Below are 23,957 nucleotides of genomic sequence, written 5' to 3' on the forward strand. Positions count from 1 at the left end.
AGCTTTGAAAACCATGGACTTCCCTGGTTATCGCGAGTATCCTTATGCTTGGGTTGAGCTTTGGAGTGAGGCTAATTATTATCCTGATAGTGATAAGTGGACGTTTGTTGGGTATCCTCATGATTGGGATGGGGGTGCGGGAAGGATTAAGGGTAGTGGGGAAGTGCACACGAGTGCCGGATATGCAATGATAGACTACAGTCCATACCCACTATTGGCCTACAGAGAATTTGGAGGCGGTTCTGAAACCCACATCTCAATAAAACTATACTCCACAATATTGCACCAACAACAAATCCAACGCTAACACTTTAATTTTATATTTTTTATAGTTTAAAATTAATTTCTCGAGGAGGTGGAGAATATGAAAAGTCTTATTTTTATCATCAACAACTGCATACTCCACCCTTGGAACATTGCTAGGATACGTTGATGGGTATAAAATATTCTATTCAGAATATTATAAGGTGACAGTTGTTGATCCCGAGGGAAGGATAGTTTGGTCAATCCCATTACGTTATTATTCCTCAGTTGCCCTAGGAAAAGATTTTCTAATAGTCGCCAATCCAGACGAGGACATGTATAAGGTTAACGTAACGATTTACCTGCCAAAAACTAACGAAACATTCCAGTACTTCTTCCCCCTCGATCGACCAAATACGATAATAAAAGCCGTTGCAAATGGAAGTTATGCAGTTGTTGGTGTACCCTACACGTGGATGCTCTATTATTTTAAGAGGGAAAAGCTCCTTTGGGAAGGTTCACTCTCAATTGAATGTGGCTATGAGGATTATCCCTACTTTACTTTACACCTAAGCAGGAATGGCTTTGGCTATGCAATATCAAGCGATGGCTATGCTGTCACTTTCTTTAGTCCCAATATGTGGGGGAGTTTTTTCACCTAACGAGGACGAGAATTATTGCCTAAGCTTCGTTGAAGAGCCACCAAAGAATCTTAGCCAGGTTCTCGGCGCTGAAATTCTTACTAAATGCTTAGTCCTTAAGATGAAGTACAGAGGTAAAGAAAAGGGGCTCTACTTCTACAAGTTTGAGGCACATAGCGGGGATGACTTTACATTTAAAGCTGAATACACGGAAAACACACTAGCAAATTCTGAGTATCTTCTAGCTTTTTACAAGGATTATATTGCTCTCTTTAACTGCTCTGGAGAAGTCCTCCGTATCAAAGGAACCTTTAACGAGGCATATCTTGCAGGAGAGGGCTTTGCTCTCGTTAAATATAGAGAGAACGAAGTTTATATTACCCTTTTAAAGGTAGAAGAGAAGCCCGAAGTCAGGTTCATTAGAGCTGCCCTTTGGAAATGAATAGACAGAAAGATTAAGAGCACTCCTTTAGCATTAAGAAGAGGAGAAGTAATACTAAAACAAATCCAGGACCACAAATCTGGGTTAAATTGCTTGATGTACTAGGAGTATTTGTTCCTGTTCTAGTTTTATTGCAAGTAATCTTTTGTAGGGGTTCTATGGGTAGTTTTACGATTGTTCCATTCTCAATCCCAAAGATTAGTGGAACATCACGTATGCTCATGCTAATGGGAACGGTAATGACACTCTCATTGACGAGTACAACTCTATTCTTTGCTTTAAAAGCCGTCAATGAAGAGTTTACCACCCCAAGTCTAGTCATAAACCGCTTTTCTCTAATTCTACTTCCATGAAGTTTTGACGTGGGAGGCTCAAAGAGTTTGATCAATGTGTCATTGCAATTTTTGAGTGAAGTTCCGTTAGGATAAGTTATGTCAATGCATTTTGAAACCAATTCAAAGCAATCGTCTTTAAACCGGTAAACCTCCTCCACTCGAATATTCCTTATAAGGGGAAAGCTTCTGGGCTTGCCATTAATTGTGAGAGTGACGTTTTTGTATGTTTCCCTATACGTGGAAATTCGCACGGCGTAGAGGGTGTCATTTAGGAATCCTGCTGGCATTGTCCAGTCAAGTGGAGGGCCGAATCCACCCACGAGGAATGCCCTCCTACCATCAGTAAGGATTAGGTAGGAATTCACAGTGTCAACCCTCTCAACCCACTCACCAGCAATCATTTCGCAAATGTAGCTCCAATGAGAGACCTCCACTAAAATCCAACCATCCACCTGGGAGACAGAACTAACACTGTAAACCTCGTGCGGAGAACAATCCGCAGACACCACTGGGCAGAGGAACATAAGAGAGAAAAGTAAAATAGGAACGAGAAGAGGAGATGGAAATCGTTTACACATATTCCTCCCCTAGTCTTCTTGAGAAACCTTCCATTTCGTCAATGACCTTAAAGTCTACACTAAAATAATAAGCCAAGTCTTTATATTTTTCACCAAGTACATCCTTTTGAGATTTTAAATAATGGAACGCTATTTCTTTCGCATCGTATGTATATTGAATTAAGCACTCACGAGTAAACCCAGAACCACATCTCTCTATTAGGGATTCCCTAAAGTTCTCTTCTATATGTGTCTGAGAAATGTAGTCGTAGAGAATGCTCCGATATACTTCCATTTCTATCGAAACTATAGTGTTCAAGTTCTGTTTTTTAATGTGATCTCTTAAAGTAGTATAAACCCATCTAACCTTTTCAACAAGTTTCTCATATGTATAGTCCGTCCTACCTGATTTTTCAGTTAAAATAGAATTCTGATAATAATTCGGCTGAACGAAAACATAATCAAAGTAGCCTCCAATGCTAGGAATTCCATCAAAGTTATAATCATTTAGAAATGAAATACCCCTATTTCCAGTTGCTGGGATCCAAATTAATTCGAGCCCATGGCTGTGAATGTAGTCGCTCATTTCTTGAATAAATTGGATGTAGTCTTCTTTATACTGTTCCTTATCATTAATTTTTAACTTCTCAATAGCTGGGTCATTGATTGTTCCTTGTAGGCAGCTTTCGTAGCTCCAGTAGAAGCCGAGTCTGTTGTCATCATCAACCCCGAGGACTCCGTCAATCCAACTCCTCCAGTAAGAGTTTTCGAACCCATTGGCAGGGTTATCCCTAAGCTCACCACTACCATAGGAGAATGGTATTGTGATGTAATAATCTATTGAGGTGATGTGAGTCCTAATCCACAGTGCTAGGTAACGAGCATCCGCAAACCCATTCCCAGTGTAGTTGATTCCCCTCCCCTCCTCACCTAGGAAGACTACCCTATCAAAACCCCTCTCCTTAAACAACTGGACCTCATCATAATACGTTCCTGGACTCCTCCCACCAAGAGTCATCCTAGACTCATAACCACCCAGAGTATCATTCCACCTTATCCACCACAAGCCAATCCCCAACACAAGAATCACCAAATTTAACTAATTCCTATAGTACATAAAAACCTTATGGATAAATAAAGTGAGTCCAGAGTAGTAGAATAATAACACTTACCATTAAAATAAAAAATTACAATAACACATTACAACACATTTTGCAAAATGCTGCATATTAAAGAAAAGGTAAACTAGAGGATAATTAACTCTCTTTCAGCTTTAGTTAGCCTTCTTCCCTTTCCCTCATCAACTACAATGTCATCCTCTATCCTCACTCCTCCCAAGCCTGGAACGTAAATTCCAGGTTCTATCGTGAACGTCATCCCATTCTTGAGTATCACTTCACCATCCGGGCCTATGTACGGCTCTTCATGAACGTCGAGACCTAAGCCATGACCAGTTCTGTGGATGAAGTATTCACCGTAGCCAGCCTTGGAGATAACTTCCCTCGCCCTGGAGTCAACATCTTTAGCTTTTATTCCCTCCCTGACTGCTTTAAAAGCACTCTCTTGGGCATCCTTAACTACCTCGTAGATCTTAACCAACCTTTCGTCAAGTTCCCCTAAGCCTATAGTTCTCGTTATATCCGAGCAGTAACCTTTCCATCTCGCACCGTAATCTAAGATAATGATGTCTCCTTTCCTGATCTTCCTCTCACCCGGTTCATGGTGGGGATTGGCGGCATTTTCCCCAGAAGCTACTATAGGTTCGAATGCTATTCCATCGGAGAGCTCCCTTATTAGGAGTTCTATCTTTAGTGCAAGCTCCCTCTCCTTCATCCCTATGAGGTCCCAAGTTAAGATCTCCTCGAAGACCTTGTCGGCTATTCTTGAAGCGTGCTCCATCATCTTTACCTCTTCCTTATCCTTTATCATCCTTAGCTCTTTAATTAGCGAACTCAAAGGCTGAAAGGTAAACTTACCTAGCTTCATTATCCCTATTAGCCAATCCGCCCTCATCGTATCCTCGATCAATATTCTACCCTTAGAAATTCCTAGCTCTTCTAGTATTTCTCTAAGCTTGGCGTAGGGATTCTCACCGTCGTGCCAGAAGGTAGCTGGAAAGTTATTTACGACGTTTTCATATAGGCTGGGAGCTAAAAACCGGTAATCTCCTTCTGCTGAAACTGCGAGGATTGCTAGTCTTTCCCCAACCTCGTGCAACCTCAAACCCGTAAGGTAGTAGAGGTTCGTTCCTGGGCTTATGAGGGCTCCATCGAATCCTCTCTCTCCTAAAAGGTGAATGAACTTTTCAAGCCTCATGAGGTTAAGTTAATAGAAAAATATAAAAATTAATCGGAGTCACTTGCTCCCGTAGAGTTTGTCGTAGTATTCTCCAAGTAAATTCCTGGCTACAGTTTCTTCTCCAAGTTCTTGCCACCTCTTCTTTGAAGCGTAATACAGAACTAACCCCAGGAGGATCCAGAATATGAGGACTCCGTATTCATGCGGCCATTCTAAGCTCATTGACGTTCCTGGGATTAGAGGTATTATCACGACTATGGTCACTAAGATTAAGGCTATTATCCCAGTTATTATCCCTCCAGGCGGTCTTGAATGGCCTCTCTAGCTGAGGATACTTTATCCTCATGAGGATCATCGAGATAACCGAGATGCCCCAGGCAAATCCAATCGCAACTCCTGTGATCTATTAACCTGTCAAGGGTTGGGTTCTTTTCATCCACGAACAATCCGGCCGAGTTGAGTCCTATTACTCCATCCCTCTCAGCGATGGCTTGTATCTGTTCATCGGTGAGGTTCCTTGGATGATTTTACAAGGGCCCTACAGTTGGAGTGGGGGGCTATTATTGGGCCTTTTGAGAACTCAATAACATCCCAGAATCCGGGATCGTTTAGGTGGGAAACGTCTATTATTATTCCAAGCTTTTCGGCCTGCTCAACAACCTCAACACCGAATGGAGTTAGTCCTCCAGGAGTTCCAGACTTTTGGGGCTTTAAAAATGCTCCATCACCTACGTAGTTTCTCCTGCTGTGGGTAAAAGTTAAAACTCTAAGTCCAAGCTTGTAGAATATCCTTAGCATCTCTATATCATTTCCTAGCGGTTCCGCTCCCTCCATTCCAAGGATAAATGCTATTTTTCCTTCAAAGGGTTATTTCTGGAGTTGTTTCGAGTTCTTCGTACAAATAAGCTATGTAATCTAGCGCATGCCTTAGGGCCATCTCCGGAAGGGAGCTCGTGTCTAGATATATAGCTAGAACTCTTCCATTTATCCCTCCCTTTTTCATCCCTGGGAGAAAGTCCTCTGCTATTACGTTTTTCCTTCCCCGGCCCTATGATCCCTGAAGACGTTGTAGAGTATATCAGAATGCGCATCAAAAACGAAGGCTTCTTCATGAATCTCCATATGCTTCACCTTCGGCGATTTATGTTATTTTTGGCCTCCATTAGATATAAATTTTCTCTGAAAACTTTTAATAATATGACATATATCGCCAAATTTCTTGCTATTTTTTGCGAAAATAGCATCATATTTACAAAATATATATAAAATATATATCTAGCAGTTTTTTGTGAGAAGATTTGATGATCTATCACTTAAAAATTACACATTGTGAACGGGGATAATTTCTGAGTTTAACATGTTTTTGTAATTCTCTATACACTCTCCCCCTTCTTCTAATTTGTTCATTTTTCTCTCAGTTCTCTCAATGTAATTATAACTCTTGAAGCTCTCCGGAGATCTAACGATCATAACTTCTCCGCTAAACTCGTTTAGCTTTCTCTCAATGACCTTAATCGAAAAATCAATCCCTTTCCTGAATTCGGTAATTATATCTCTAGAGGATCCCTTAGCCTTTGAAATATCGGCCAATTCTCAAGACCTCTTAGGATCCTCGAAATCTTTCAAGTCCCATACGAGGTAACTCTCTTCTCTAAGCTTCTCTTTTCCCTCGAGGCTTTTAGTTACTAATCCGTAATATTTTTCCCAATTGTCTAGTTCGACAAGCTTGGCTTTCCGTTCTAAGTCCTTCAAAATTCCTCTTGCTTCCCTCTTGCTCAAATCCTTCCACTTCACCTCTATAAAGAGGACTTTCTTCTCGCGCTCATTCAAAGCCACCAAATCAATCTCCTCGTTCTTATACCACCACCTCCCAACCCTACTGAACCTAAAGTCAGTCAGCTTTGTGAAGACCTCGGGTTTTCTCAAGAGGCGTTCAAAGACTCCTCCCATGTATTCCTTGAAATCCTCCTTGGAGCGCTCCCAGATCTCTTTGCCCAGTCCGGCCTCAAGATAGCTCTTGTTCGGGAGAACGTAGCGGAACCAGAAGGCTAGATAGTTATCCGTTATCGAGTACCTGCCCCGCTTTAAGGCTTCCTTCCTTGAGGCCGTAACCGGTACCTCCCTCTCTACCATTCCAAGTTTTTCAAGGACGTTAAGGTACTTAGACACGAGACTCTTATCAAGGCCCGTGGCGTTCACTATCTCACCAAACCTGCTCCTTCCGCTTGCAATTGCCTGGAGTATTATGAAATAGTTCGCCGGTTCTCGCATCTCTTCCTTCAGGAGTATCTCGGCCTCCTCATAGAGGAAAGCCCCCTTCGAGAGAACCTTCTCCACAACGTTCTCGTCGAAGTTCTTCTCTGGATTAAATTGGAGAAGATATGCAGGAATCCCCCCGAGGACACCGTAAACTTTCACAAGCTCCTCGGTAGAATAGCTTGGGAAGAACTCCCTTAAGCTCCAGAAGGGAAGCTCACCAACCTTCCACTGGCCAGTCCTCCTTCCATAGAGTGGGCTTTTGTAGCCGAGAACTTCGGTTTCCATAGAGGAGACGCTCGATCCGCAGAGGATCAGCATTAGATCGCTCTTCGAGAGCTCCATATCCCATGCCCTCTGGATAAGAGACAATACAGGCTTATAATGCTCGATTAGATAGGGAAACTCGTCAATAATGAGAACTACTCTCCTTCCCTGAACTCTCTTCGAAAACTCGATGAGGAGCTCATCTATATCGCTGAACTCTACCCTCGAAAACAGTCTATCTCCAAGAAAGTCTCCCATCATTCTCTGAAGCTCGCGAAGGTTGTCCCGGTAGGGCTTCTCGCTTGCCAGAAAATAAACATGCTCTTTATTCCTAGCAAAGTGCAGGAGAAGCTCTGTTTTCCCTATTCTCCTTCGTCCATAAATTATCAGGAGTTCTGCGTTTCCTGAGGCGTATCTTTCCTCAAGGAAGGCCAGCTCCCTCTCCCTGTCCACGAACTTTTGTATACTCATGAGTATAATACTCATGCTTCAACTATTTAAGAATTCCGGTTATTGTGCTGGTGGGATAAAAACACTTCACTTATTCCTTAGAAGGCCATCCTATGGATGTCTTCTAGATCCCAAGCGAGCCATCCTTCTTCTTTAATCTCATCTTTTCCTCTGACGCTTTTAGCTACAAGCCCATAATGCTTTCCCCACTCATCCAACCCAACGAGTTTAGCCTTTCTCTTCAAGTCCTTCAAAATTCCTCTTGCTTCCCTCTTGCTCAAATCCTTCCACTTCACCTCTATAAAGAGGACTTTCTTCTCGCGCTCATTCAAAGCCACCAAATCAATCTCCTCGTTCTTATACCACCACCTCCCAACCCTACTGAACCTAAATGGAAGCCTTTCACTCTTGTTCAACCTCAAAAGGAATTCTTTAGCCACACCTTCAAAGACTTCTCCAGTGTAATGGTCTATGTCATCCATTACAGTATCAACTAGAAGCTCTCCGTTTCCGCTTTCGATCAGGTCGGCATTTGGGTAAACGTAGCGGAACCAGAAGGCAAAGTAGTTATCCGCTATATAGTATCTTCCCTTTCTGCTCTTCCTACTTGCAGTTATCGGCACTTCTCTCCTAACGAGGTCGAGATCTATGAGTACGCTAAGGTACTTCCCAACGGTGGCCCTCTCAAGGCCGGTCTCGTTCACTATCTCGCCCAGAGTGGTATTACCCCTGGCTATCGCTTCCATTATGGCGAAGTAATTCCTGGGTTCATCAAGCTCCTCCCGAAGGATAAAGAGTGCATCGCCATAGAGTAAGGAGTCAACTCGGAAGTAACTCTTAAGGTTCTCCTCGAGACTCTTTTCATCGCTGAACTCAAGAAGGTATGCCGGCGTGCCTCCTAAAATCCCATAAACCCTTACAAAATCTTCAAGCGAATATTTTGGAAGAAATTCACGTGCGTTGAAGAAATCAAGGGGTTTAAGCTTGAGCTGAGCTGTCCTCCTACCGTAGAGCGGACTTTTATAACCTAAGAGTCTCTCCGTCATTGATACACTTGAGCCAGAGACTATGAGGAATATTTTTTTCTTTGAGAGCTTCATCTCCCAGTACTCCTGGAGAATTGAGGGTAGGGCCTTGTTTCCCTTCACTAGATAGGGAAACTCGTCTATAGCTATGATGAAAGGCTTTTCAGCTTTAGTCGAGAGGTATTCAAAGAACGCATCCAAACTTCTCAGTGGATTCTTTTTGAGGAATGAATCATTAAAGTATTCTGCAAGGCGAAGGGAGAAGCGCTCAAGGTTCTCTATTTCGCTTGTCTCCCTCGCAAGCAGATAAAGGCCTCCATGCCTCCTTAAGAACTCAAGTATAAGAGCAGTTTTTCCCACTCTTCTCCTACCATAGATCACAATGAACTGGGCTTTTCCACTCTTCAGCCTCTCCTCAAGAAGACCAAGTTCTTTTTTTCTGTCTATGAACAATTGTTTACTCACCAGTAATTTACTTGCGAGTAAATTATTTAAGAATTTCGATGCGAGACTTAAGGTTAAGTCTTTTAACTCCGCAACGCTTAAAAACTCACCTTCCAACATCCTTCGACTTGGCGGGGTCAACCCGCGGGATGTCCCCGGATGGGGGAACCACAAACCAGGGAGGGAGAGCAATGGGAATGTATAAGTATATTAGGGAAGCTTGGAAGAGTCCCAAGAAGAGTTACGTCGGTCAACTTTTAAAGCAAAGGATGATAAAGTGGAGAAGGGAACCCTCTGTAGTTAGGATAGAAAGGCCAACCAGGCTTGACAGGGCTAGGGCTTTGGGATACCAAGCAAAGCAAGGTTACATCATCGTAAGGGTTAGGGTTAGGAGAGGAGGTAGAAAGAGGCCCAGGTGGAAGGGTGGAAGGAAGCCAAGTAAGATGGGTCAGGTTAAGTACTCACCAAAGAAGTCGTTACAATGGATTGCAGAGGAAAAAGCTGCAAGAAAGTTCCCAAACCTTGAGGTTCTCAACAGCTATTGGGTTGGAGAAGATGGAATGTACAAGTGGTTTGAGGTAATAATGGTCGATCCTCACCACCCAGTTATTAAGTCAGATCCTAAGATCGCCTGGATCGCCCTTAAGCACCACAAGGGTAGGGTGTTTAGAGGTCTTACCTCCGCTGGAAAGAAGGGTAGGGGACTTAGGAACAAGGGTAAGGGAGCTGAGAAAATTAGGCCAAGCATTAGGGCTAATGAGGGTAAAGGTAAGTGATTTTTCTCCCTTATCTATCTCTTATGGGCGATGAAGGTCGTAATCTGCTGTATTGGAAATGAACTCAAAGGTGATGACGCTTTTGGAATTCTTGTATATGAAATGCTTAAGGGTAAAATTAGGGATGAAGCTCTCCTCATAAACTGCGGTAACGTTCCTGAAAATTACATTGGAAAAATAATTGATGCAGATCCCGATTTGGTTATACTTGTTGATGCGGTTCACTTCGGAGGAAAGCCAGGTGAGCTAGTAATCGTCGATCCAGAGGAGACCTTGGGAGAAGCTTTCTCTACTCATAGCTTACCCCTAAAGGTTCTAACTAAATTCATAAGGGAGAATACTAGGGCCAAGGTTTTACTTCTAGGTTGCCAGCCCAGGAATGTTGAGTTCCTTGGAGTGGTTAGTGAAGAGGTAAAGGCTGCTGCTGAGAGGGCAACTAATTACATAGTTAGATTATTAGGTAATTATGTGTAGATCCTCTTTCCTGTTAACATTGAAGAAGCTCTCCCTCCACTCCACGGGCAGTTTCTCAATGCTAATGTAGCAAACGTTAGGTATCTCCCTTATAGCATCTCCAAGCTTGTACTTCCCCTTTCTTATTCTCTCTCCCAGAATTTCCCTGAACTCCCTGGAGTACGCTGCATGTAGTGGTTCTAGGTACCCATTGCTCCATCTTGGCACGCATGCAATTTTCCTTGAATTATTGAATTCTTTAATTATATAATCAATGAATTCTGGAATTAAGGATGGCATATCCCCACCGACGACAAGGACTTCCCCCAGGGATAGTGCAGAGTACAAACCGGAGATAGGTCCTATCTCAAGCTCATCTACTATAACCTCATACCCGAACTCTCTCATAACTTTCTCGTTATGTGAGGATGCTACTATGACGACCCTCTTAATTAAATTGCATTTCTCAAGTCTGTCAATGGTGTGAAGGATGAGGGGCTTCCCATTAATCTCAAATAGAAGCTTATCTTCTCCGAACCTTCTACTTTTACCCCCAGCAAGCACCGCTGCTATGAGTTTCATATTTCTGTTTTGGTTTGGTCAAGCTTTAAATTTATTTAGGCTTACCTAATCGTGGTGATTATATGTTAGCTTTCGGTCCCGTGCCTTCAAGGAGGTTGGGGAGGAGCTTAGGGGTTAACAACATTCCGGCAAAGATATGTTCTTACGCCTGTGTCTACTGCCAGATAGGTAAAACCTTGAAGATGGAAGTTGAAAGAAGGAAGTTCTACGAACCTGAGAGGATATACAACGATGTTTCTGCTAAAGTGAAAAGCGGTGAAAGAATAGATTACATAACCTTCGTTCCAGATGGGGAACCCACTCTTGACATTAACCTAGGTAAAGAAGCTGAAATGCTAAGGGATTTTGGCATTAAACTAGCAATTCTAACAAATTCCTCCTTGATATGGAGGGAAGATGTTAGGGAGGATTTGATGAACTTCGATCTTGTCTCCCTTAAACTTGACGCTGTAAGCGATGATATCTGGAGGAAGGTAAACAGGCCTCACAAGAGCCTAAGCCTCGAGAAAATCCTTGAGGGAATGCTGGATTTCAGGAAAGAGTTCAAGGGGACGATAATTACCGAGACGATGCTCATAAATATAGATTATGGAGAAGAATTGGAGAAAATTGCAACTTTTCTCAAGGAGTTAAAGCCCGATAAAGCCTACATAGCGATACCGACGAGGCCTCCAGCTGAAAGCTGGGTGAAGCCTGCTAGTGAAGTTATTATAAATAAAGCTTACCAACTCTTCTCTGAGGCCCTGGGAGAAGAGAGGGTTGAGTACCTCATAGGTTATGAAGGAAACGCCTTCGCATTCACGGGGAACGTTGAGGAGGATTTGCTAAGCATAACTGCGGTTCATCCTATGCGGGAGGAAGCCGTGAGGGAGTTGCTTAGAAAAGCTGGTGCATCCTGGGATGTTGTTGAGAAGATGATCAAAGAGGGAAAGCTGATAGAGCTCGAATACAACGGAAAGAAGTTCTATATGAGGAAACTTGGGAGCAGATGATATTGTGCATATGCACAACGTTTAAAAACGTTAGGCTAACCTAATTCTAGGAGGTGAAGGGATGCAGATAGCGGTGAGCGGCGGAAAAGGAGGGACGGGAAAATCTACAGTTGCAATAAACCTTGCCGTTGAGCTTGCAAAGAAGTTCAAGCTTGTACTAGCCGATCTCGATGTTGAAGCACCAAACGATCACTTACTCTTGGGAGTTGAGCTTCAGAACGAGAGGGAGGTTCATCAGTTCATGCCAAAGTTTAACTATTCCAAGTGCATAAAGTGCAGGAAGTGTGCTGAAGCTTGTGAGGAGCACGCGATAGTCACCCTTAGAGATGGAACTCCGTTCTTAATGCCCACGTTATGTTCAGGTTGCAGGGCCTGTGAGATAGTATGCCCGGTTCCAGGAGCTATCGAGGAAGGTTCCAGGTTAATAGGACACACTTATGAAACCTTGACTCCATATGGCTTTACTCTCGTCACGGGAAAATTAAGAGAGGGAGAGGAAAGATCAATGCCCCTAGTAGTGGCCGCGAAGAGGAGGGCTAAGGAACTTAAGTGGGATCTCCTAATTGTTGATACTGCTGCTGGTACCGGAAATACCGTTTCGAAGGCCATTGAAGGTTCTCAACTTTTGATAGCTGTTACCGAACCGACTCCCCTGGGAATTCATGACACTGAGCTAATCCTTAAGCTTGGAGAGCTTATGAGGATAGAAACTTGGATTGTGATAAACAGGTCAGACTTGGGGGATGTAAAAGAAGTTTATAGGAGAGCGAAGAAGTACAATGCTGAGGTTATAGCGGAAATTCCTTACAGCGAAAACATAGTGAAAACTTACGTGGCTGGAAAGCCGATAGTAACTACTGATTACCCAGAGGCCGGAATATTTAGGGAGATCGCTGAGAAGGTTTATGAATTCCTGAGGTGATGAAAATGCAAGTGGTTATAGCGAGCGGTAAAGGAGGCGTTGGGAAGAGTTCAATAACGGCTTCCCTTCTGTATCTGTTGAAGGATGAGTACAAGTTAATAGCTGTAGATGCAGATGCCGAAGCTCCAAATCTAGGTCTCCTACTTGGAGTAACCGAATGGGAAATTGAGAGAGAACATATTGGAGCTAAAATAGCTAGGATAAACCCAGAGAGTTGTATAAGGTGTGGCCTTTGCCAAATGAGGTGCCCCTACGAATGCATATACGTTGATGAGGAAGGAAACTACGTTGTTAATGAGCTCACCTGTGAAGGATGCAACGTTTGTGGGCTGGTCTGTCCAGTTCCTGGGACGATAACTCTTGAGGAAGTTCGCTCTGGAATAATAAGGAAAGCTACAACAAAGTATGGCTTTCCAATAATCTCCGCTCAGCTTGACGTTGGAAAGCCTGAGAGTGGAAAGCTCGTCACTGAGGAGAAGGAATGGGCCAGTAAAATCATGAAGGAAGAGGGGTTAGAGCATATGATCGTTGATTCAGCAGCAGGAATAGGGTGTCAGGTCATAGCGAGCGTTGGGGGTGCGGATGTTGCAATACTCATAGCTGAGCCAACTCCAGCTTCCCTAAGCGACGTTCAGAGAGTTTACAAGGTTGTCCAACACTTTAGGGAACCTGCTTACTTAATAATAAACAAAGCCGACATAAATCCGGGATTCACTAAGCTAAGGGAATGGGCCGAGAGCGAGGGGATTCCGATACTGGGTGAGGTTCCATATGACTCATCCATTCCCAGGAGCATGTCTATGCTTAAGCCATTCGTAGAGGCATTTCCCGACTCAAAGGCTTCGGAAGCAATTAGAGGGATAGCTGAGAGAATAAAAGAGGAGATACTCAAAGGTTGACCTCGAAACTTTTATAAATTCCTTTATTTGTAAATCGTCTTGAGCGGGGGTTGCCGAGCCTGGTCAAAGGCGCGGGATTCAGGGTCCCGTCCCGTAGGGGTTCCGGGGTTCAAATCCCCGCCCCCGCACCACTTAAATTTTCTTATACCAACTCTCTTTGTTATGAAGTCCTGTTTTTGATCCTTATATGCATTGTAAAAGTGAAGACCTTGTATATCTTAACTAAACCCCCATCTAACATCTAAATTACCCAAAACTGCTTAATAAATTTATAAGATTTTTGTGCATATGCACAAATAGTGACGTTCATGCCAAGGGGATGGGGAAGAGGAAGAAGATGGTTTGGTAGGGGCTGAAGGTTTGCTCCCTAGGGTTCATGGCCAGGTAGAGGGCTATTTAGCTATCTGCCACCATGGCAGAGGCCGGGATGGATATATGGAAGGCCCTCCTGGAGGCGTGCTTATGCGCTAGCTTATTATCCTTTGCTATGGATTTGAGTAATAGCCTGTTAAAGAATGGGGACATATTCGTCGGGAAGTCTAAATTCCTAAGAATTCGCAAAGGAGCCTGAAAAATTTAGTTACTTTGCTGTTTGGAGTTATCAGGTGATAAAGGACTAGCTCATCCTTAACCTCATCACTCTTAAATTTCTCTGGTAGTTCGCTGAATGATTTTACTCTTTTAAGAATCCTTATTACTTCCCATCCATTGGGGATCAACCTATTAAAATATTCTCCCAGCCACTCCTCATTGATTTTCCTAACGAACAACTCGCCCTCTCGCGAGAGGCGATAGTAAGTGTGATGCTTGTGTACTTCAAAAGCTTTCTTAAACTTCGCTCTACTCCTCTTTATTGTGCTCCCTGAATCTCGCTCTATTAATCCAATTTCAATGAGATCCTTTATAGCATCCTCAATGAGGGGAAGAGGTAGTTTACTCATCCTTGCCATCATCTTGGCATAGTCCACACTAGCTTTCTTTAGATGAACTAAGATATAAAGGTGAATTGGAAGAAGTTTAAGTTTTTGATAATGCTCTCTTCCCATATTTTCCCCTCATCTTCAAATTCTCTACTTTCCTTTCTTATAAACGTTGGTAGGTAACAGTGGAAATCTCAGAATCATCTATGTTCGAGTTTTTCTATTTCACATTATTGTTGGCAACGTTCTTGGTGAAATTGCTGTCATTGCGGCAACCATACTAAGAATAAGACTAATATTAAAGGCTCTAGGACTTATGTGAGGGATGAAAAGTGTACGGGTGGAGGAGAAGGATAGGATTGATAGTCCCATCCTCTAATACAACAATGGAGCCTGAATTTTGGAAGATGGCCCCTGAGGGAGTGTCAATACACACCGCAAGAATGAGGCTGAGGGAGGTTACCGAGGAAAGTCTACTTGAGATGGAGAGACACGCCAAGGATGCAGCACTTGAGCTTGCGGATGCTGAGGTTGATGTAATAGTCTACGGTTGCACGTCGGGGAGTCTAATTAAGGGGAAGGGGTATGACAAGGAGATAGCAAAGAACCTTGAAGAGGCTTCAGGAATTAAAACGATAACGACTTCCACCGCTGTTTTAAATGCCCTAAATACCTTGGATATCCAAAAGGTTGTTGTAGCGACTCCATACATAGATTCCGTGAATGAAAGGGAGAAAGAATTCCTCGAAGCAAATGGAATTGAGGTGCTAAGGATTAAGGGGTTAGGAATAGTCAAGAATACTGAGATAGGAAGACAAGAACCATGGGTTGCTTATAAGTTAGCTTTGGAGGTTTACACTCCCGAAGCAGATGGATTGTTTATTAGTTGCACGAACTTTAGAACAATTGAAATTATAGACAAGCTTGAAGTTGAGCTTGGAGTACCCGTGGTTACGAGCAATCAAGCTACCATGTGGTACGCACTTAAAACTATGAAAGTTAAGGAGAAGTATGATATGTATGGAACGCTCTTAAAAGAGAAACTGTAAGGGGGATAAGTATGAGGGTTGATCTGAATTCAGACCTCGGTGAAAGTTTTGGAAGGTACAAGCTTGGTTTAGATGAAGAAGTAATGAAGTACATCACCTCGGCGAACGTGGCTTGTGGTTGGCATGCTGGGGATCCCCTAGTTATGAGGAAAACAGTTAGACTAGCCAAGGAGAATGATGTTCAAGTTGGAGCACACCCAGGATATCCCGACTTAATGGGCTTCGGGAGGAGGTATATGAAGCTGACCCCGGAAGAAGCTAGGAACTACATCCTTTATCAAGTCGGTGCATTGTATGCATTTGCCAAAGCTGAGGGGCTCGAGTTGCAACACGTCAAGCCCCATGGGGCACTATATAATGCCATGGTCAAGGAGGAAGACTTAGCTAGAGCTGTTATAGAGGGAATACTCGATTTTGATAAGGATCTAATCCTCGTAACGCTCTCTAATTCTAGAGTAGCAGATATTGCTGAGGAGATGGGGCTTAAGGTAGCCCACGAAGTGTTCGCTGATAGGGCCTACAATCCAGACGGTACCCTAGTTCCCAGGGGAAGACCAGGGGCCGTTATAGAGGATAAGGAAGAGATAGCTGAAAGGGTAATTTCAATGGTTAAAGATGGGGGAATTAGAGCGATAAATGGAGAGTGGGTGGATCTTAAGGTTGACACGATATGCGTTCACGGGGACAATCCAAAAGCTGTAGAGATAACATCCTACATAAGGAAAGTTCTGGAAGAGGAGGGAGTTAAGATAGTTCCGATGAAGGAATTCATTAGGTGAAGTCCAATGATAATAAAGCCGGCCGGAGACTCTGCCTTTTTAATTTCTTTTGGAGATGAAATAAGCGAAGAGATAAACGATAGGGTTCACTCTCTCGCAAAAGCTATAGAAAAAGAGTCACCAGAATGGCTAGTTGAATTAGTTCCAGCGTACTCCTCCCTCCTCGTGATTTATGATCCATTAAAAGCTAGCTACGAAGAGGTTGAATCATACTTAAAGAGGATATCAGCTCGAGAAGTTGAGAGGATAAAGGGAAAGACCATTGAGATTCCAGTTGCATATGGCGGTGAGTTCGGCCCAGATATAGAGTTCGTAGCTCAATATAACGGGTTGAGCGTTGATGATGTAATTGAGATCCACTCAAAACCACTTTACAGGGTCTACTTCCTGGGTTTCCTTCCTGGCTTTGCTTATCTTGGGGGTATGGATGAGAGGATAGCAACGCCAAGGCTTGAGAAGCCCCGCTTGAAGGTTCCAGCAGGAAGCGTTGGAATAGCTGGAAAGCAGACCGGATGGTATGCAATAGAGAGCCCAGGAGGATGGAGGATAATCGGAAGGATTCCTTTGAGAACCTTTAACCCAGGGAAAGTTCCCCCGAGCATAGTTCTTCCTGGGGACTATGTGAAGTTCGTTCCAATAGATGAAAAGGAGTTCTGGGAAATATATGGGAGGGAATGGGAATGATAGAAATAATATCAGCTCCTTCTCCCCTTTTAATTCAGGATCTAGGGAGGAGGGGGTATCTAAAGTACGGTGTTCCTAAGTCTGGGGTCATGGATGAAGTCTCTGCAAGGCTTGCAAATTATCTCGTTGGTAATCCTGATGATTCTCCACTGCTTGAGTTCACGTTAGTGGGGCCTACGATAAGGTTTAATTCTTCAGCAGTATTCGCGGTAGCTGGGGATGTAGACGTTTACCTTAACGATGTCAAAATAGAGCCTTGGAGAAGCTATTGGGCTAAAAGGGGAGACATCTTAAGGGTTGGAATGCTGAAATCAGGTATGTATGGGTACATAGCCTTTGCCGGTGGAATAGAGTGTGATAGGATACTTGGAAGTTGCTCAACTTATTTAAGGGCTAATTTTGGGAAACCTTTAAAGCCAGGAGATAAGCTTAAGCTAGGTTACGCAATCTTAACGGAAAAGGTTGGGAAATCCTTACCTGAAGAGTTCATTCCAAAGTATGGAAAAGAGATAAGGGTAATTCTTGGCCCGAACCTTGAGAACTTCACTAGGAATGGTATCGAGACTTTCTTAATATCCGAGTACGTTGTAACGAAAGAATCCGACAGGATGGGTTATCGTTTGGATGGTCCCAGGATAGAGCATTCCGATAAGGGTGCTGATATAATAACCGAAGCAATCCCCTTGGGCTCGATTCAAGTTCCAGCTAATGGGAAACCTATTGTGATGCTCGCGGATGCTCAAACCACCGGGGGTTACGCTAAGATAGCTGTGGTCTCCAAGGTTGATCTCCCAGCGATCGCTCAGAAGAGGCCTGGGGAGAAAGTGAAGTTTAGGGAAATTAGCGTGAAAGAAGCTCAGGAGCTTTTAAAGGCTAGGGAAAGAACTATGAAAGCTCTAAGAAAGGCCTTAACTGCCGAAGGTAACCTGTTCAGGATCAAGATCAAGGATTTTGAAGGATTGATTTTTGCATACACCGACGAATAACTTAAAAGGGATAAGACTAAGCAAAGTCGAGATGAGTGGGAAGATATATGTTAAAATCTATAGAGTCCAGGGAGAAGTGCTGTTGGCAGCTTGCGATGAGGAGTTGCTGGGTAAAACCTTTCGAGAAGGAGAGCTTAAATTAGAAGTCAAGGAAAGGTTTTACAAGGGTGAATTAGTTGATGTTGAATCCCTAGGGAAATTTCTTGAGGAAGCAACGATAGCAAATTTAACTGGTGAGAGGGTTATAAAGAAGGCCATTGAGCTGGGCTACATAGATGAGGGTAGGGTTTTAAGAATTCAGGGTGTGCCCCATGCTCAAATGGCGAAGATGATGTGGTGAGGGATATGAGGTTCTGCTATAGGTGCGGGATAAGCGAGGAAGAGGGAGGTCCATTAATAAATGGGCTCTGTCAAGTCTGCTTTAGGAAGGAGAATCCTGTCCTCTTGCTTCCCTCTGAGATAAATACAGAGCTCTGTCAAAACTGTGGAAGCTATAAGAAGAGGGGGGTCTGGGTAGATCCTAAGAATTATGAGCTTGAAGCTTTAATATTTGAAGTTGCGGAGAATGCCCTCTTAGAGGCCTTGGAGGATAACTTAAAGGTTAAGGACTTTGAAGTTGTTAACTGGGAAGAGCTTGATGAGATATCGGAGATACCAGTGGGGAAAGCCTTCGTAGCCTATAGGGTGGTCGATTATCACATAGAGTACTTCCCAGCTATAGTCATCTATGAGGTTAGATCCAAGGCTAGAATACATGAGCTTCAGGTGGAACCTCACGATGAGAGGACTACTGTTACAGTATATGTCAGGCAGACAGTCTGTCCAAGATGCCAAAAGTTCTTAGCAGGTTATTACGAGGCTATTCTCCAGGTTAGGGTTGAGGGTAGGGAGTTCACGAAGGAGGAAAGAGAGGAAATAACTAAACTTGTTCAGGAGAAGGTAGATGAGATCATGAAGAGGGATAGGATGGGCTTCATCCAGGATACTATAGAGAAGGAAGAAGGGATAGACTTCTACATGGGATCTACGAGTGCTGCTAGGAAGCTAGCAAATGCGATAAGGGAAAAATACGGTGGAACGATAAGTGAAGCCTATGAGCTGGTTGGAATGGATAGACAGACAAGCAGGGAAGTTTACAGGACTAGCGTGACGGTTAGGTTACCAAAGTTCAGGAAAGGTGACGTCGTGGAGGATAGGTATGGAAGGGTTTACGAGGTTGAAGAGGTTAATGGAAAAGGGATGAGATTAAAGAACCTTGAAACTTGGAAGAGTGAGCACTACGACTGGAAGACTATAAAGAGGGAGAGGGTGGATTTGGCGAACTATGAAGAGAAGAAAGCTATGCTGGTCAGTAAAACTCCCTCTGAAGTTCAGTTTATGGATATGGAAACTTACGAAACTTTTGAGGTTAAGAAGCCTACAGATGAACTTAAGGAAGGTGAGGTGTATACGGTAGTTAGAGTTAAAGGGAGGATGTACGTGAAGGAGGAGGTGAAGGAATGATAATAGTTTACACGACTTTTCCGGACTGGGAGAGTGCTGAGAAAGTTGTGAAAACTCTTTTAAAAGAGAGGTTGATTGCATGCGCAAATTTAAGGGAGCACAGGGCCTTTTACTGGTGGGAAGGTAAGATCGAGGAAGATAAAGAAGTTGGAGCTATCCTTAAAACTAGGGAAGATCTGTGGGAAGAACTTAAGGAAAGGATAAAGGAGCTTCATCCTTACGATGTTCCGGCCATAATCAGGATTGACGTTGATGATGTTAACGAGGATTACCTCAAATGGTTAATTGAAGAGACGAAAAAATGATGAGTACGGGGCCACCTGAGCGGTGATGAGGTTTCTCCCAAGTCTGATTACCTAACCTTTGCTCCCAACTTAACCTCTTTGTCGGGCATCAGTAAAGCAACGTTCTCGCCATCGTCAGCGGCCAGGAGCATTCCCTGGCTTTCAACCCCTCTAAGCTTTTTAGGCTCTAAGTTTGCAACAATAATGACGTACTTGTTGAGCAATTCTTCTGGCTTGTAATACTTCTTAAGCCCGGCCACTAAAGTTCTAACTTCTTTCCCCAGGTCAACTTTAACTATATATAGCTTGTCTGCATTTGGATGATCCTTTACCTCGATTATCTTCCCTACCCTAAGGTCGAGCTTTGCAAAGTCCTCAAACTTAACGTACTCCATCTCCTTCTCCTCCTTCCCTTCTTCAAGTTTAATATCCTTATAAATTCTCTTAAGGATGATTTTGGACTCTTCTCCAAACTTTTCTTTGGCAACCTTAATCACATCTTCCCTCTTGTAATACTTCTCAAGCAACATTTTAGCTCCTTCTGGGTTATTCCTCCCCATGTAATTTAATATGAAGTATATTATTTGTTCATCTGTAACCTTCTTGAAGAGTATCTCTGCTTTTCTCACTCTATGGCCCGCTGGAAGCTCTTTGAACTTCCACTTCTTGACTTCGTCCAGGTTGAGAAGATGCCATATCTTTTCGCTTGCATCCGGGAGGAAGGGTTCGAGTAGTATCCCAAGGGCCTTAACTATCTGGAGTGATATGTTAACGGTGGTCCCCGTCCTTGCCCTATCTTCTTTAGCAGTCTTCCAGGGTTGTTTATGGTCGAAGTACTTATTACCGAATGATGCGAGCTCCATAACCCTTTTAAGAGCGTCTTTGAACCGGTAGTTCATTATAAGTTCTCCAACTTCCTCAAATGCCTTTTCTATTTCTTCGAGGGCTTGTCTATCTAGCTCATCGAGTTCTCCCCTCTCTGGGACTATCCCATCAAAGTACCTGTTCACAAAGGTCATCGCCCTGTGCACGAAGTTTCCTAAGTTATTGACGAGCTCCTCGTTTATCCTAGTCTTGAATTCGGCAAAGCTAAAGTCTGAATCTCTAGTTTCTGGCATTATGGTTGTCAAATAGTATCTTAGATAATCCGCTGGGAAGACATCAAGGAACTCATGAACCCAGATCGCCCAGTTCCTGCTTGTAGAGAACTTCTTTCCTTCCAAGGTTAGGTACTCATTAGCTGGAATATCATACGGTAGATTCCACTCGGCCTCTACTTCCTCATCCTTGTACTTTCCATAGGCCATGAGAAAGGCAGGCCAGAATATCGCATGGAACGGTATGTTATCCTTTCCTATGAAATGTATGACTCTCGTTTCACTATCTATGTTTAGCCAGTATTTCTTCCACTCATTTGGCTTTCCAAGTCTCTTGAAGTATTCCATGGTTATTGAGATGTATCCTATTGGAGCCTCAAACCACACGTAGAGAACTTTATTCTTCATATCCTCTTCATCAAGAGGTACTGGTATCCCCCAGTTTAGGTCTCTAGTTATAGCCCTCTCTTCCAACCCTTCCTCTATCCACTTCAAAACCATATTCTTTACGTTAGGCTTCCAGGGCTGATTCTCTATCCATCTTTTCAATTTCTCCGCGAAATCCTGCATTTTTATATAATAATGGGCCGATTCTCTGAATGAGATCGGCCTCCCGCAGAGGGCACACCTTGGATTTATAAGTATCTCAGGTGTTAGAGGTCTTCCACAGACTTCACATTGATCTCCTCTCTGGTTCTCGGCCCCACAGAATGGGCATGTCCCTATAACGAATCTATCGGGTAGGAACATCTTATCATGCTCACAATAGGCCTGCTTGGTAACCTTCTTTACTAAGTGACCATTCTCGTAAGCTTTCAGGAAAAACTGTTGGCTTAGCTTATAATGAATTGGTAATTCCGTTCTACCAAAGAAATCAAAGCTTATCTTAGCCCTTTGAAACGTTATCTTTATGTGCTCATGAAATTCATCAACTATCTCCCTGGGGCTCCTCCCCTCTTTAAGGGCCCTAAATGATATGGGTGTTCCATGTTCGTCGGTGCCGCAGATGAAAACTACATCCTCCCCTTTAAGCCTTAGGTATCTAACGAAGATATCCGCTGGAAGGTATGCTCCTGCTAGGTGGCCTGCATGAATCGGTCCATTAGCATAGGGTAATGCGGAGGTGACCATATATCTGACCATTTTATCACCCCCTCAACTCTTCAACGTTAGCGCTAATTTTAAACATTACGGATAGTTATTATAACATTTTCCTATTATGCATATCTCTGCATATCAATTGCTAGCTCAACCCAGTTTTCCCTTCCGACTTTATACAGTTTCACGAGGCCCATCTGCTCAAGCCTCCTTATCATCCTCCACACTGTAGTCTTTGGAAGGTTAAGGGCTTTCCTTAATTCTGCCTGTCTGCACTTTCCACCTTTTTCTATTAAATATATTATAGCATTGAGCTCATCGTCGTTTAAATTGTACTCTTTAGCAAGTTTTCTAAGCTTATCCTCTGAATACTTCCTTTCCTCTCTTTTACTTCCCTTTAATGCTAAAATGCCAGCAGTAATAGCAACGAGGATTATCGCTCCAGCTATAGCCCTGTGAGAGATGCCGGCCTTTTTGGGGAGGAGGGATTTGAAGGTGTAGCAAATGGTTACGTTCCCGGGCCCCATTACAATGGTATCATTTGAGTACGCTATTGGAAGATCCGAGATGGAGATCACGCTTGCTTCTAGGGGAAGGATCACTTTAACTGGGGCTTGGGTAACGTTAAATTTTAAAGTCCAAAGGGCCCCCTCTCTTTTAACGTAGTTCTTAACCGTGTATATTACCGTTACCCTCCTGACATCAAGTGTCTCAATCTTTACAAAGCTTCCATCGGATTCATATTCTAACAGGGTTCTGTTGTCAGAGATAACTAAGATATCCTCAGCTTTTCCCAGGGTAGGGACCTTGATAAATACTTCATAATCCTCCGGATATATCACTTCTTTAACGGTTATCGAGCCATCTCTCCAAACGAAAATTGTCATGTTCTCAACGATATAAGCAGATGTGAAGCTGAGGAAAAGTGTGAGGAACATTATTGACACTCCCACTTTCTTGATAAAATTCATCACCTACCCTCCTCCCTGGCTACATAATCAAGTATCTTGCTGGCCCTTAACACCCTAAGATAAGCAATTTCCGTTCTGTTAAGCCTTAGATCTTCCTTGGCGAGGTCAAGATCAAAAGAAGCAACGTCAACTAATTCTCTTAACTTTCCCCCTTTATATTGCTTTGCTACGATCTCTAATTTAAGTATTAGCAATCTACTATTCTCCCTGAAGAGCCTTTCGATGATCTCTCTATGGTAATGATTGAGCTCCTCCTGCAAATATGTAAGGGTATCCAAGTTTTCTTGGAGGAGAACTAAAGCTTCTATATCTCTATTCTCCTCGGCTAAGTTTTCTGCATTTTTCATTATTTCCTTAATTTTTTCGATTTTTTCTTCTAACTTGGCATATTCACTCTCATTCAAGGCTACTCCAACTTGAATGGCATACTTTATCGTTGCGTTGTACTTCCTTAAGAGTAAGTTAAATAGAGTTGTGGGCTCGCCCTGAAATGATCTTTCTGGAATGTATAAGTTCAGCTTTTTTTCTCCATTCTTTATATGTTTTCTTGCCTTGTCCAAATCTCCCTTCTTGAGGCTACTTCTAGCTTCATCTATTTCCTTAATTATGGGATCCACATCTTGCCCAGTTTCGTTTAAAATTGAAACGTAAAATTCGAGCCTGTCTAACTCTCCCCTAACCTCAAACTCCGGGGGTAGTTCAACTCTTTCCTTTTCTACAAGGTTGGTGACTTCTCTGGAAGAGGAAAATGTTAACGAAAATGCTTTTTCAATGTTATCACTCGATAAAAGTTCTCCAACTCTCGAGCTCTCCTCTTCGAGATGGTTAGCAACATCATCATATCCCAGGATTTTGCATATCTCTATTGAATTTTCAAGAATCTTAACTAACCCATTAACATCATAGATGTGGGAGTTTGCAAGCGTTGGAGTTAGGATAGCAATAGTGAGTATTATAGCCAGGATTACCTTTTTTATTGGAGTTTTCATGTCAATTTCTAAGCT

The 23,957-nt window shown here is 43.1% G+C and carries 30 protein-coding genes and 1 tRNA gene; 16 read left to right on the top strand and 15 right to left on the bottom strand.

Going from position 1 to position 23,957, the window contains the following annotated elements; all coding sequences use genetic code 11:
• The first annotated feature begins 13 nt into the window (after positions 1-13).
• From PH_RS04560 to PH_RS10000, 3 genes are all read left to right on the top strand, one after another.
• Positions 14-307 (top strand): hypothetical protein, encoded by a 294-nt coding sequence (locus PH_RS04560; protein WP_143522653.1) that lies wholly within the window; start codon positions 14-16, stop codon positions 305-307.
• A gap of 160 nt (positions 308-467) precedes the next feature.
• Complete coding sequence (locus PH_RS09995; RefSeq protein WP_010885058.1) at positions 468-905, top strand: hypothetical protein; 438 nt, start codon at positions 468-470, stop codon at positions 903-905.
• Positions 906-1,005: 100 nt separating this feature from the next.
• The gene (locus PH_RS10000; RefSeq protein ID WP_231833688.1) at positions 1,006-1,326 is read left to right on the top strand and encodes a hypothetical protein; all 321 of its coding nucleotides are present in this window, start codon (positions 1,006-1,008) and stop codon (positions 1,324-1,326) included.
• 13 nt (positions 1,327-1,339) lie between these two features.
• Here PH_RS10000 and PH_RS04570 read toward each other — a convergent pair whose 3' ends face one another.
• The 10 genes from PH_RS04570 to PH_RS04605 form a co-directional block, all read right to left on the bottom strand.
• A complete protein-coding gene (locus PH_RS04570) occupies positions 1,340-2,062 on the bottom strand; it encodes a hypothetical protein (RefSeq protein ID WP_231833689.1) in 723 nt (240 codons plus the stop codon).
• Positions 2,063-2,231: 169 nt separating this feature from the next.
• Positions 2,232-3,308, bottom strand: a complete 1,077-nt coding sequence (locus PH_RS04575) for a DUF4855 domain-containing protein (protein ID WP_231833690.1) — start codon at positions 3,306-3,308, stop codon at positions 2,232-2,234.
• 155 nt (positions 3,309-3,463) lie between these two features.
• Complete coding sequence (locus PH_RS04580; protein WP_010885062.1) at positions 3,464-4,534, bottom strand: M24 family metallopeptidase; 1,071 nt, start codon at positions 4,532-4,534, stop codon at positions 3,464-3,466.
• Between the two features lie 39 nt (positions 4,535-4,573).
• The gene (locus PH_RS04585; protein WP_048053268.1) at positions 4,574-4,780 is read right to left on the bottom strand and encodes a hypothetical protein; all 207 of its coding nucleotides are present in this window, start codon (positions 4,778-4,780) and stop codon (positions 4,574-4,576) included.
• Positions 4,781-4,806: 26 nt separating this feature from the next.
• Positions 4,807-4,956 (bottom strand): hypothetical protein, encoded by a 150-nt coding sequence (locus PH_RS09705; protein WP_231833691.1) that lies wholly within the window; start codon positions 4,954-4,956, stop codon positions 4,807-4,809.
• A gap of 61 nt (positions 4,957-5,017) precedes the next feature.
• A complete protein-coding gene (locus PH_RS09475; protein ID WP_010885064.1) occupies positions 5,018-5,350 on the bottom strand; it encodes a dipeptidase in 333 nt (110 codons plus the stop codon).
• Between the two features lie 25 nt (positions 5,351-5,375).
• Complete coding sequence (locus PH_RS09815; protein ID WP_158298160.1) at positions 5,376-5,519, bottom strand: hypothetical protein; 144 nt, start codon at positions 5,517-5,519, stop codon at positions 5,376-5,378.
• 317 nt (positions 5,520-5,836) lie between these two features.
• Positions 5,837-6,106, bottom strand: a complete 270-nt coding sequence (locus tag PH_RS04595) for a hypothetical protein (protein ID WP_010885065.1) — start codon at positions 6,104-6,106, stop codon at positions 5,837-5,839.
• Positions 6,107-6,109: 3 nt separating this feature from the next.
• Positions 6,110-7,510, bottom strand: a complete 1,401-nt coding sequence (locus PH_RS04600; protein WP_048053269.1) for an ATP-binding protein — start codon at positions 7,508-7,510, stop codon at positions 6,110-6,112.
• 77 nt (positions 7,511-7,587) lie between these two features.
• Positions 7,588-8,967 (bottom strand): ATP-binding protein, encoded by a 1,380-nt coding sequence (locus tag PH_RS04605; RefSeq protein ID WP_048053270.1) that lies wholly within the window; start codon positions 8,965-8,967, stop codon positions 7,588-7,590.
• A gap of 182 nt (positions 8,968-9,149) precedes the next feature.
• On the opposite strand from PH_RS04605, the gene PH_RS04610 reads away from it, so the two are divergent.
• Both PH_RS04610 and hycI read left to right on the top strand, forming a co-directional pair.
• Positions 9,150-9,734: a 50S ribosomal protein L15e gene (locus PH_RS04610; RefSeq protein ID WP_010885068.1), complete on the top strand. Its 585-nt coding sequence runs from the start codon at positions 9,150-9,152 to the stop codon at positions 9,732-9,734.
• 30 nt (positions 9,735-9,764) lie between these two features.
• A complete protein-coding gene (hycI, locus tag PH_RS04615) occupies positions 9,765-10,208 on the top strand; it encodes a hydrogenase maturation peptidase HycI (protein ID WP_010885069.1) in 444 nt (147 codons plus the stop codon).
• Here hycI and mobA read toward each other — a convergent pair.
• Positions 10,191-10,769 carry a molybdenum cofactor guanylyltransferase MobA gene (mobA, locus tag PH_RS04620; RefSeq protein ID WP_010885070.1) on the bottom strand — a complete coding sequence of 193 codons (579 nt, stop codon included), beginning with the start codon at positions 10,767-10,769 and terminating at the stop codon, positions 10,191-10,193. The genes hycI and mobA overlap by 18 nt on opposite strands.
• Before the next feature lie 62 nt (positions 10,770-10,831).
• Between mobA and PH_RS04625 the strand changes: the two genes are divergently transcribed.
• The 4 genes from PH_RS04625 to PH_RS04640 all read left to right on the top strand — a co-directional run bounded on the left by PH_RS04625 (position 10,832) and on the right by PH_RS04640 (position 13,713).
• The gene (locus tag PH_RS04625) at positions 10,832-11,761 is read left to right on the top strand and encodes a radical SAM protein (protein ID WP_010885071.1); all 930 of its coding nucleotides are present in this window, start codon (positions 10,832-10,834) and stop codon (positions 11,759-11,761) included.
• Between the two features lie 61 nt (positions 11,762-11,822).
• Positions 11,823-12,683 carry a P-loop NTPase gene (locus tag PH_RS04630; RefSeq protein WP_010885072.1) on the top strand — a complete coding sequence of 287 codons (861 nt, stop codon included), beginning with the start codon at positions 11,823-11,825 and terminating at the stop codon, positions 12,681-12,683.
• A gap of 5 nt (positions 12,684-12,688) precedes the next feature.
• On the top strand, positions 12,689-13,582 hold the full coding sequence (locus PH_RS04635) for a P-loop NTPase (RefSeq protein WP_048053271.1): 894 nt from the start codon (positions 12,689-12,691) through the stop codon (positions 13,580-13,582).
• A 43-nt stretch (positions 13,583-13,625) separates the two neighbouring features.
• Positions 13,626-13,713: transfer RNA gene (locus PH_RS04640), tRNA-Leu, on the top strand.
• Between the two features lie 408 nt (positions 13,714-14,121).
• Here the strand turns inward: PH_RS04640 and PH_RS04645 are convergent.
• Positions 14,122-14,628: a DUF2250 domain-containing protein gene (locus PH_RS04645; protein ID WP_010885074.1), complete on the bottom strand. Its 507-nt coding sequence runs from the start codon at positions 14,626-14,628 to the stop codon at positions 14,122-14,124.
• Between the two features lie 206 nt (positions 14,629-14,834).
• Here PH_RS04645 and PH_RS04650 point away from each other — a divergent pair, with 206 nt between their 5' ends.
• The 7 genes from PH_RS04650 to cutA are packed head-to-tail and all read left to right on the top strand — an operon-like array spanning position 14,835 to position 19,808.
• Complete coding sequence (locus PH_RS04650; protein WP_010885075.1) at positions 14,835-15,551, top strand: maleate cis-trans isomerase family protein; 717 nt, start codon at positions 14,835-14,837, stop codon at positions 15,549-15,551.
• Between the two features lie 11 nt (positions 15,552-15,562).
• A complete protein-coding gene (locus PH_RS04655; RefSeq protein WP_010885076.1) occupies positions 15,563-16,330 on the top strand; it encodes a LamB/YcsF family protein in 768 nt (255 codons plus the stop codon).
• 6 nt (positions 16,331-16,336) lie between these two features.
• The gene (gene pxpB, locus PH_RS04660) at positions 16,337-17,014 is read left to right on the top strand and encodes a 5-oxoprolinase subunit PxpB (protein ID WP_010885077.1); all 678 of its coding nucleotides are present in this window, start codon (positions 16,337-16,339) and stop codon (positions 17,012-17,014) included.
• Entirely contained in the window at positions 17,011-18,000 is a 990-nt protein-coding gene (locus tag PH_RS04665; protein WP_048053272.1) for a 5-oxoprolinase/urea amidolyase family protein, read from the top strand. The genes pxpB and PH_RS04665 overlap by 4 nt, the downstream gene beginning before the upstream one ends.
• Before the next feature lie 31 nt (positions 18,001-18,031).
• Positions 18,032-18,340 carry a DUF424 domain-containing protein gene (locus PH_RS04670; RefSeq protein ID WP_010885079.1) on the top strand — a complete coding sequence of 103 codons (309 nt, stop codon included), beginning with the start codon at positions 18,032-18,034 and terminating at the stop codon, positions 18,338-18,340.
• Positions 18,341-18,345: 5 nt separating this feature from the next.
• Positions 18,346-19,503 carry a 60S ribosomal export protein NMD3 gene (locus tag PH_RS04675; RefSeq protein WP_048053273.1) on the top strand — a complete coding sequence of 386 codons (1,158 nt, stop codon included), beginning with the start codon at positions 18,346-18,348 and terminating at the stop codon, positions 19,501-19,503.
• A complete protein-coding gene (gene cutA, locus PH_RS04680) occupies positions 19,500-19,808 on the top strand; it encodes a divalent-cation tolerance protein CutA (protein ID WP_010885081.1) in 309 nt (102 codons plus the stop codon). The genes PH_RS04675 and cutA overlap by 4 nt, the downstream gene beginning before the upstream one ends.
• Positions 19,809-19,855: 47 nt before the next feature.
• Here the strand turns inward: cutA and metG are convergent, their stop codons facing one another.
• The 3 genes from metG to PH_RS04695 form a co-directional block, all read right to left on the bottom strand.
• Positions 19,856-22,027, bottom strand: coding sequence for a methionine--tRNA ligase (metG, locus tag PH_RS04685; RefSeq protein ID WP_010885082.1), 2,172 nt, complete (start codon positions 22,025-22,027; stop codon positions 19,856-19,858).
• Positions 22,028-22,101: 74 nt separating this feature from the next.
• Positions 22,102-22,953, bottom strand: a complete 852-nt coding sequence (locus tag PH_RS04690) for a helix-turn-helix transcriptional regulator (RefSeq protein ID WP_052265091.1) — start codon at positions 22,951-22,953, stop codon at positions 22,102-22,104.
• Positions 22,953-23,942 carry a hypothetical protein gene (locus PH_RS04695; RefSeq protein ID WP_010885084.1) on the bottom strand — a complete coding sequence of 330 codons (990 nt, stop codon included), beginning with the start codon at positions 23,940-23,942 and terminating at the stop codon, positions 22,953-22,955. Before PH_RS04695 ends, PH_RS04690 begins: the two co-directional genes overlap by 1 nt.
• Between the last annotated feature and the right edge of the window lie 15 nt (positions 23,943-23,957).

Origin of the sequence: Pyrococcus horikoshii OT3 (assembly GCF_000011105.1) — an archaeon.
Lineage (GTDB): Archaea > Methanobacteriota_B > Thermococci > Thermococcales > Thermococcaceae > Pyrococcus > Pyrococcus horikoshii.

What these genes read in the sequence shown, in the direction of transcription:
- PH_RS04560 (WP_143522653.1), top strand. Translation starts at nt 14, where the DNA reads ATGGACTTCCCTGGTTATCGCGAGTATCCTTATGCTTGGGTTGAGCTT.
- PH_RS10000 (WP_231833688.1), top strand. Translation starts at nt 1,006, where the DNA reads ATGAAGTACAGAGGTAAAGAAAAGGGGCTCTACTTCTACAAGTTTGAG.
- PH_RS04570 (WP_231833689.1), bottom strand. Translation starts at nt 2,062, where the DNA reads ATGATTGCTGGTGAGTGGGTTGAGAGGGTTGACACTGTGAATTCCTAC.
- PH_RS04580 (WP_010885062.1), bottom strand. Translation starts at nt 4,534, where the DNA reads ATGAGGCTTGAAAAGTTCATTCACCTTTTAGGAGAGAGAGGATTCGAT.
- PH_RS09475 (WP_010885064.1), bottom strand. Translation starts at nt 5,350, where the DNA reads ATGGAGGGAGCGGAACCGCTAGGAAATGATATAGAGATGCTAAGGATA.
- PH_RS09815 (WP_158298160.1), bottom strand. Translation starts at nt 5,519, where the DNA reads ATGAAAAAGGGAGGGATAAATGGAAGAGTTCTAGCTATATATCTAGAC.
- PH_RS04600 (WP_048053269.1), bottom strand. Translation starts at nt 7,510, where the DNA reads ATGAGTATACAAAAGTTCGTGGACAGGGAGAGGGAGCTGGCCTTCCTT.
- PH_RS04610 (WP_010885068.1), top strand. Translation starts at nt 9,150, where the DNA reads ATGGGAATGTATAAGTATATTAGGGAAGCTTGGAAGAGTCCCAAGAAG.
- hycI (WP_010885069.1), top strand. Translation starts at nt 9,765, where the DNA reads ATGAAGGTCGTAATCTGCTGTATTGGAAATGAACTCAAAGGTGATGAC.
- mobA (WP_010885070.1), bottom strand. Translation starts at nt 10,769, where the DNA reads ATGAAACTCATAGCAGCGGTGCTTGCTGGGGGTAAAAGTAGAAGGTTC.
- PH_RS04625 (WP_010885071.1), top strand. Translation starts at nt 10,832, where the DNA reads ATGTTAGCTTTCGGTCCCGTGCCTTCAAGGAGGTTGGGGAGGAGCTTA.
- PH_RS04630 (WP_010885072.1), top strand. Translation starts at nt 11,823, where the DNA reads ATGCAGATAGCGGTGAGCGGCGGAAAAGGAGGGACGGGAAAATCTACA.
- PH_RS04635 (WP_048053271.1), top strand. Translation starts at nt 12,689, where the DNA reads ATGCAAGTGGTTATAGCGAGCGGTAAAGGAGGCGTTGGGAAGAGTTCA.
- PH_RS04645 (WP_010885074.1), bottom strand. Translation starts at nt 14,628, where the DNA reads ATGGGAAGAGAGCATTATCAAAAACTTAAACTTCTTCCAATTCACCTT.
- PH_RS04655 (WP_010885076.1), top strand. Translation starts at nt 15,563, where the DNA reads ATGAGGGTTGATCTGAATTCAGACCTCGGTGAAAGTTTTGGAAGGTAC.
- pxpB (WP_010885077.1), top strand. Translation starts at nt 16,337, where the DNA reads ATGATAATAAAGCCGGCCGGAGACTCTGCCTTTTTAATTTCTTTTGGA.
- PH_RS04665 (WP_048053272.1), top strand. Translation starts at nt 17,011, where the DNA reads ATGATAGAAATAATATCAGCTCCTTCTCCCCTTTTAATTCAGGATCTA.
- PH_RS04670 (WP_010885079.1), top strand. Translation starts at nt 18,032, where the DNA reads ATGAGTGGGAAGATATATGTTAAAATCTATAGAGTCCAGGGAGAAGTG.
- PH_RS04675 (WP_048053273.1), top strand. Translation starts at nt 18,346, where the DNA reads ATGAGGTTCTGCTATAGGTGCGGGATAAGCGAGGAAGAGGGAGGTCCA.
- cutA (WP_010885081.1), top strand. Translation starts at nt 19,500, where the DNA reads ATGATAATAGTTTACACGACTTTTCCGGACTGGGAGAGTGCTGAGAAA.
- metG (WP_010885082.1), bottom strand. Translation starts at nt 22,027, where the DNA reads ATGGTCAGATATATGGTCACCTCCGCATTACCCTATGCTAATGGACCG.
- PH_RS04690 (WP_052265091.1), bottom strand. Translation starts at nt 22,953, where the DNA reads ATGAATTTTATCAAGAAAGTGGGAGTGTCAATAATGTTCCTCACACTT.
- PH_RS04695 (WP_010885084.1), bottom strand. Translation starts at nt 23,942, where the DNA reads ATGAAAACTCCAATAAAAAAGGTAATCCTGGCTATAATACTCACTATT.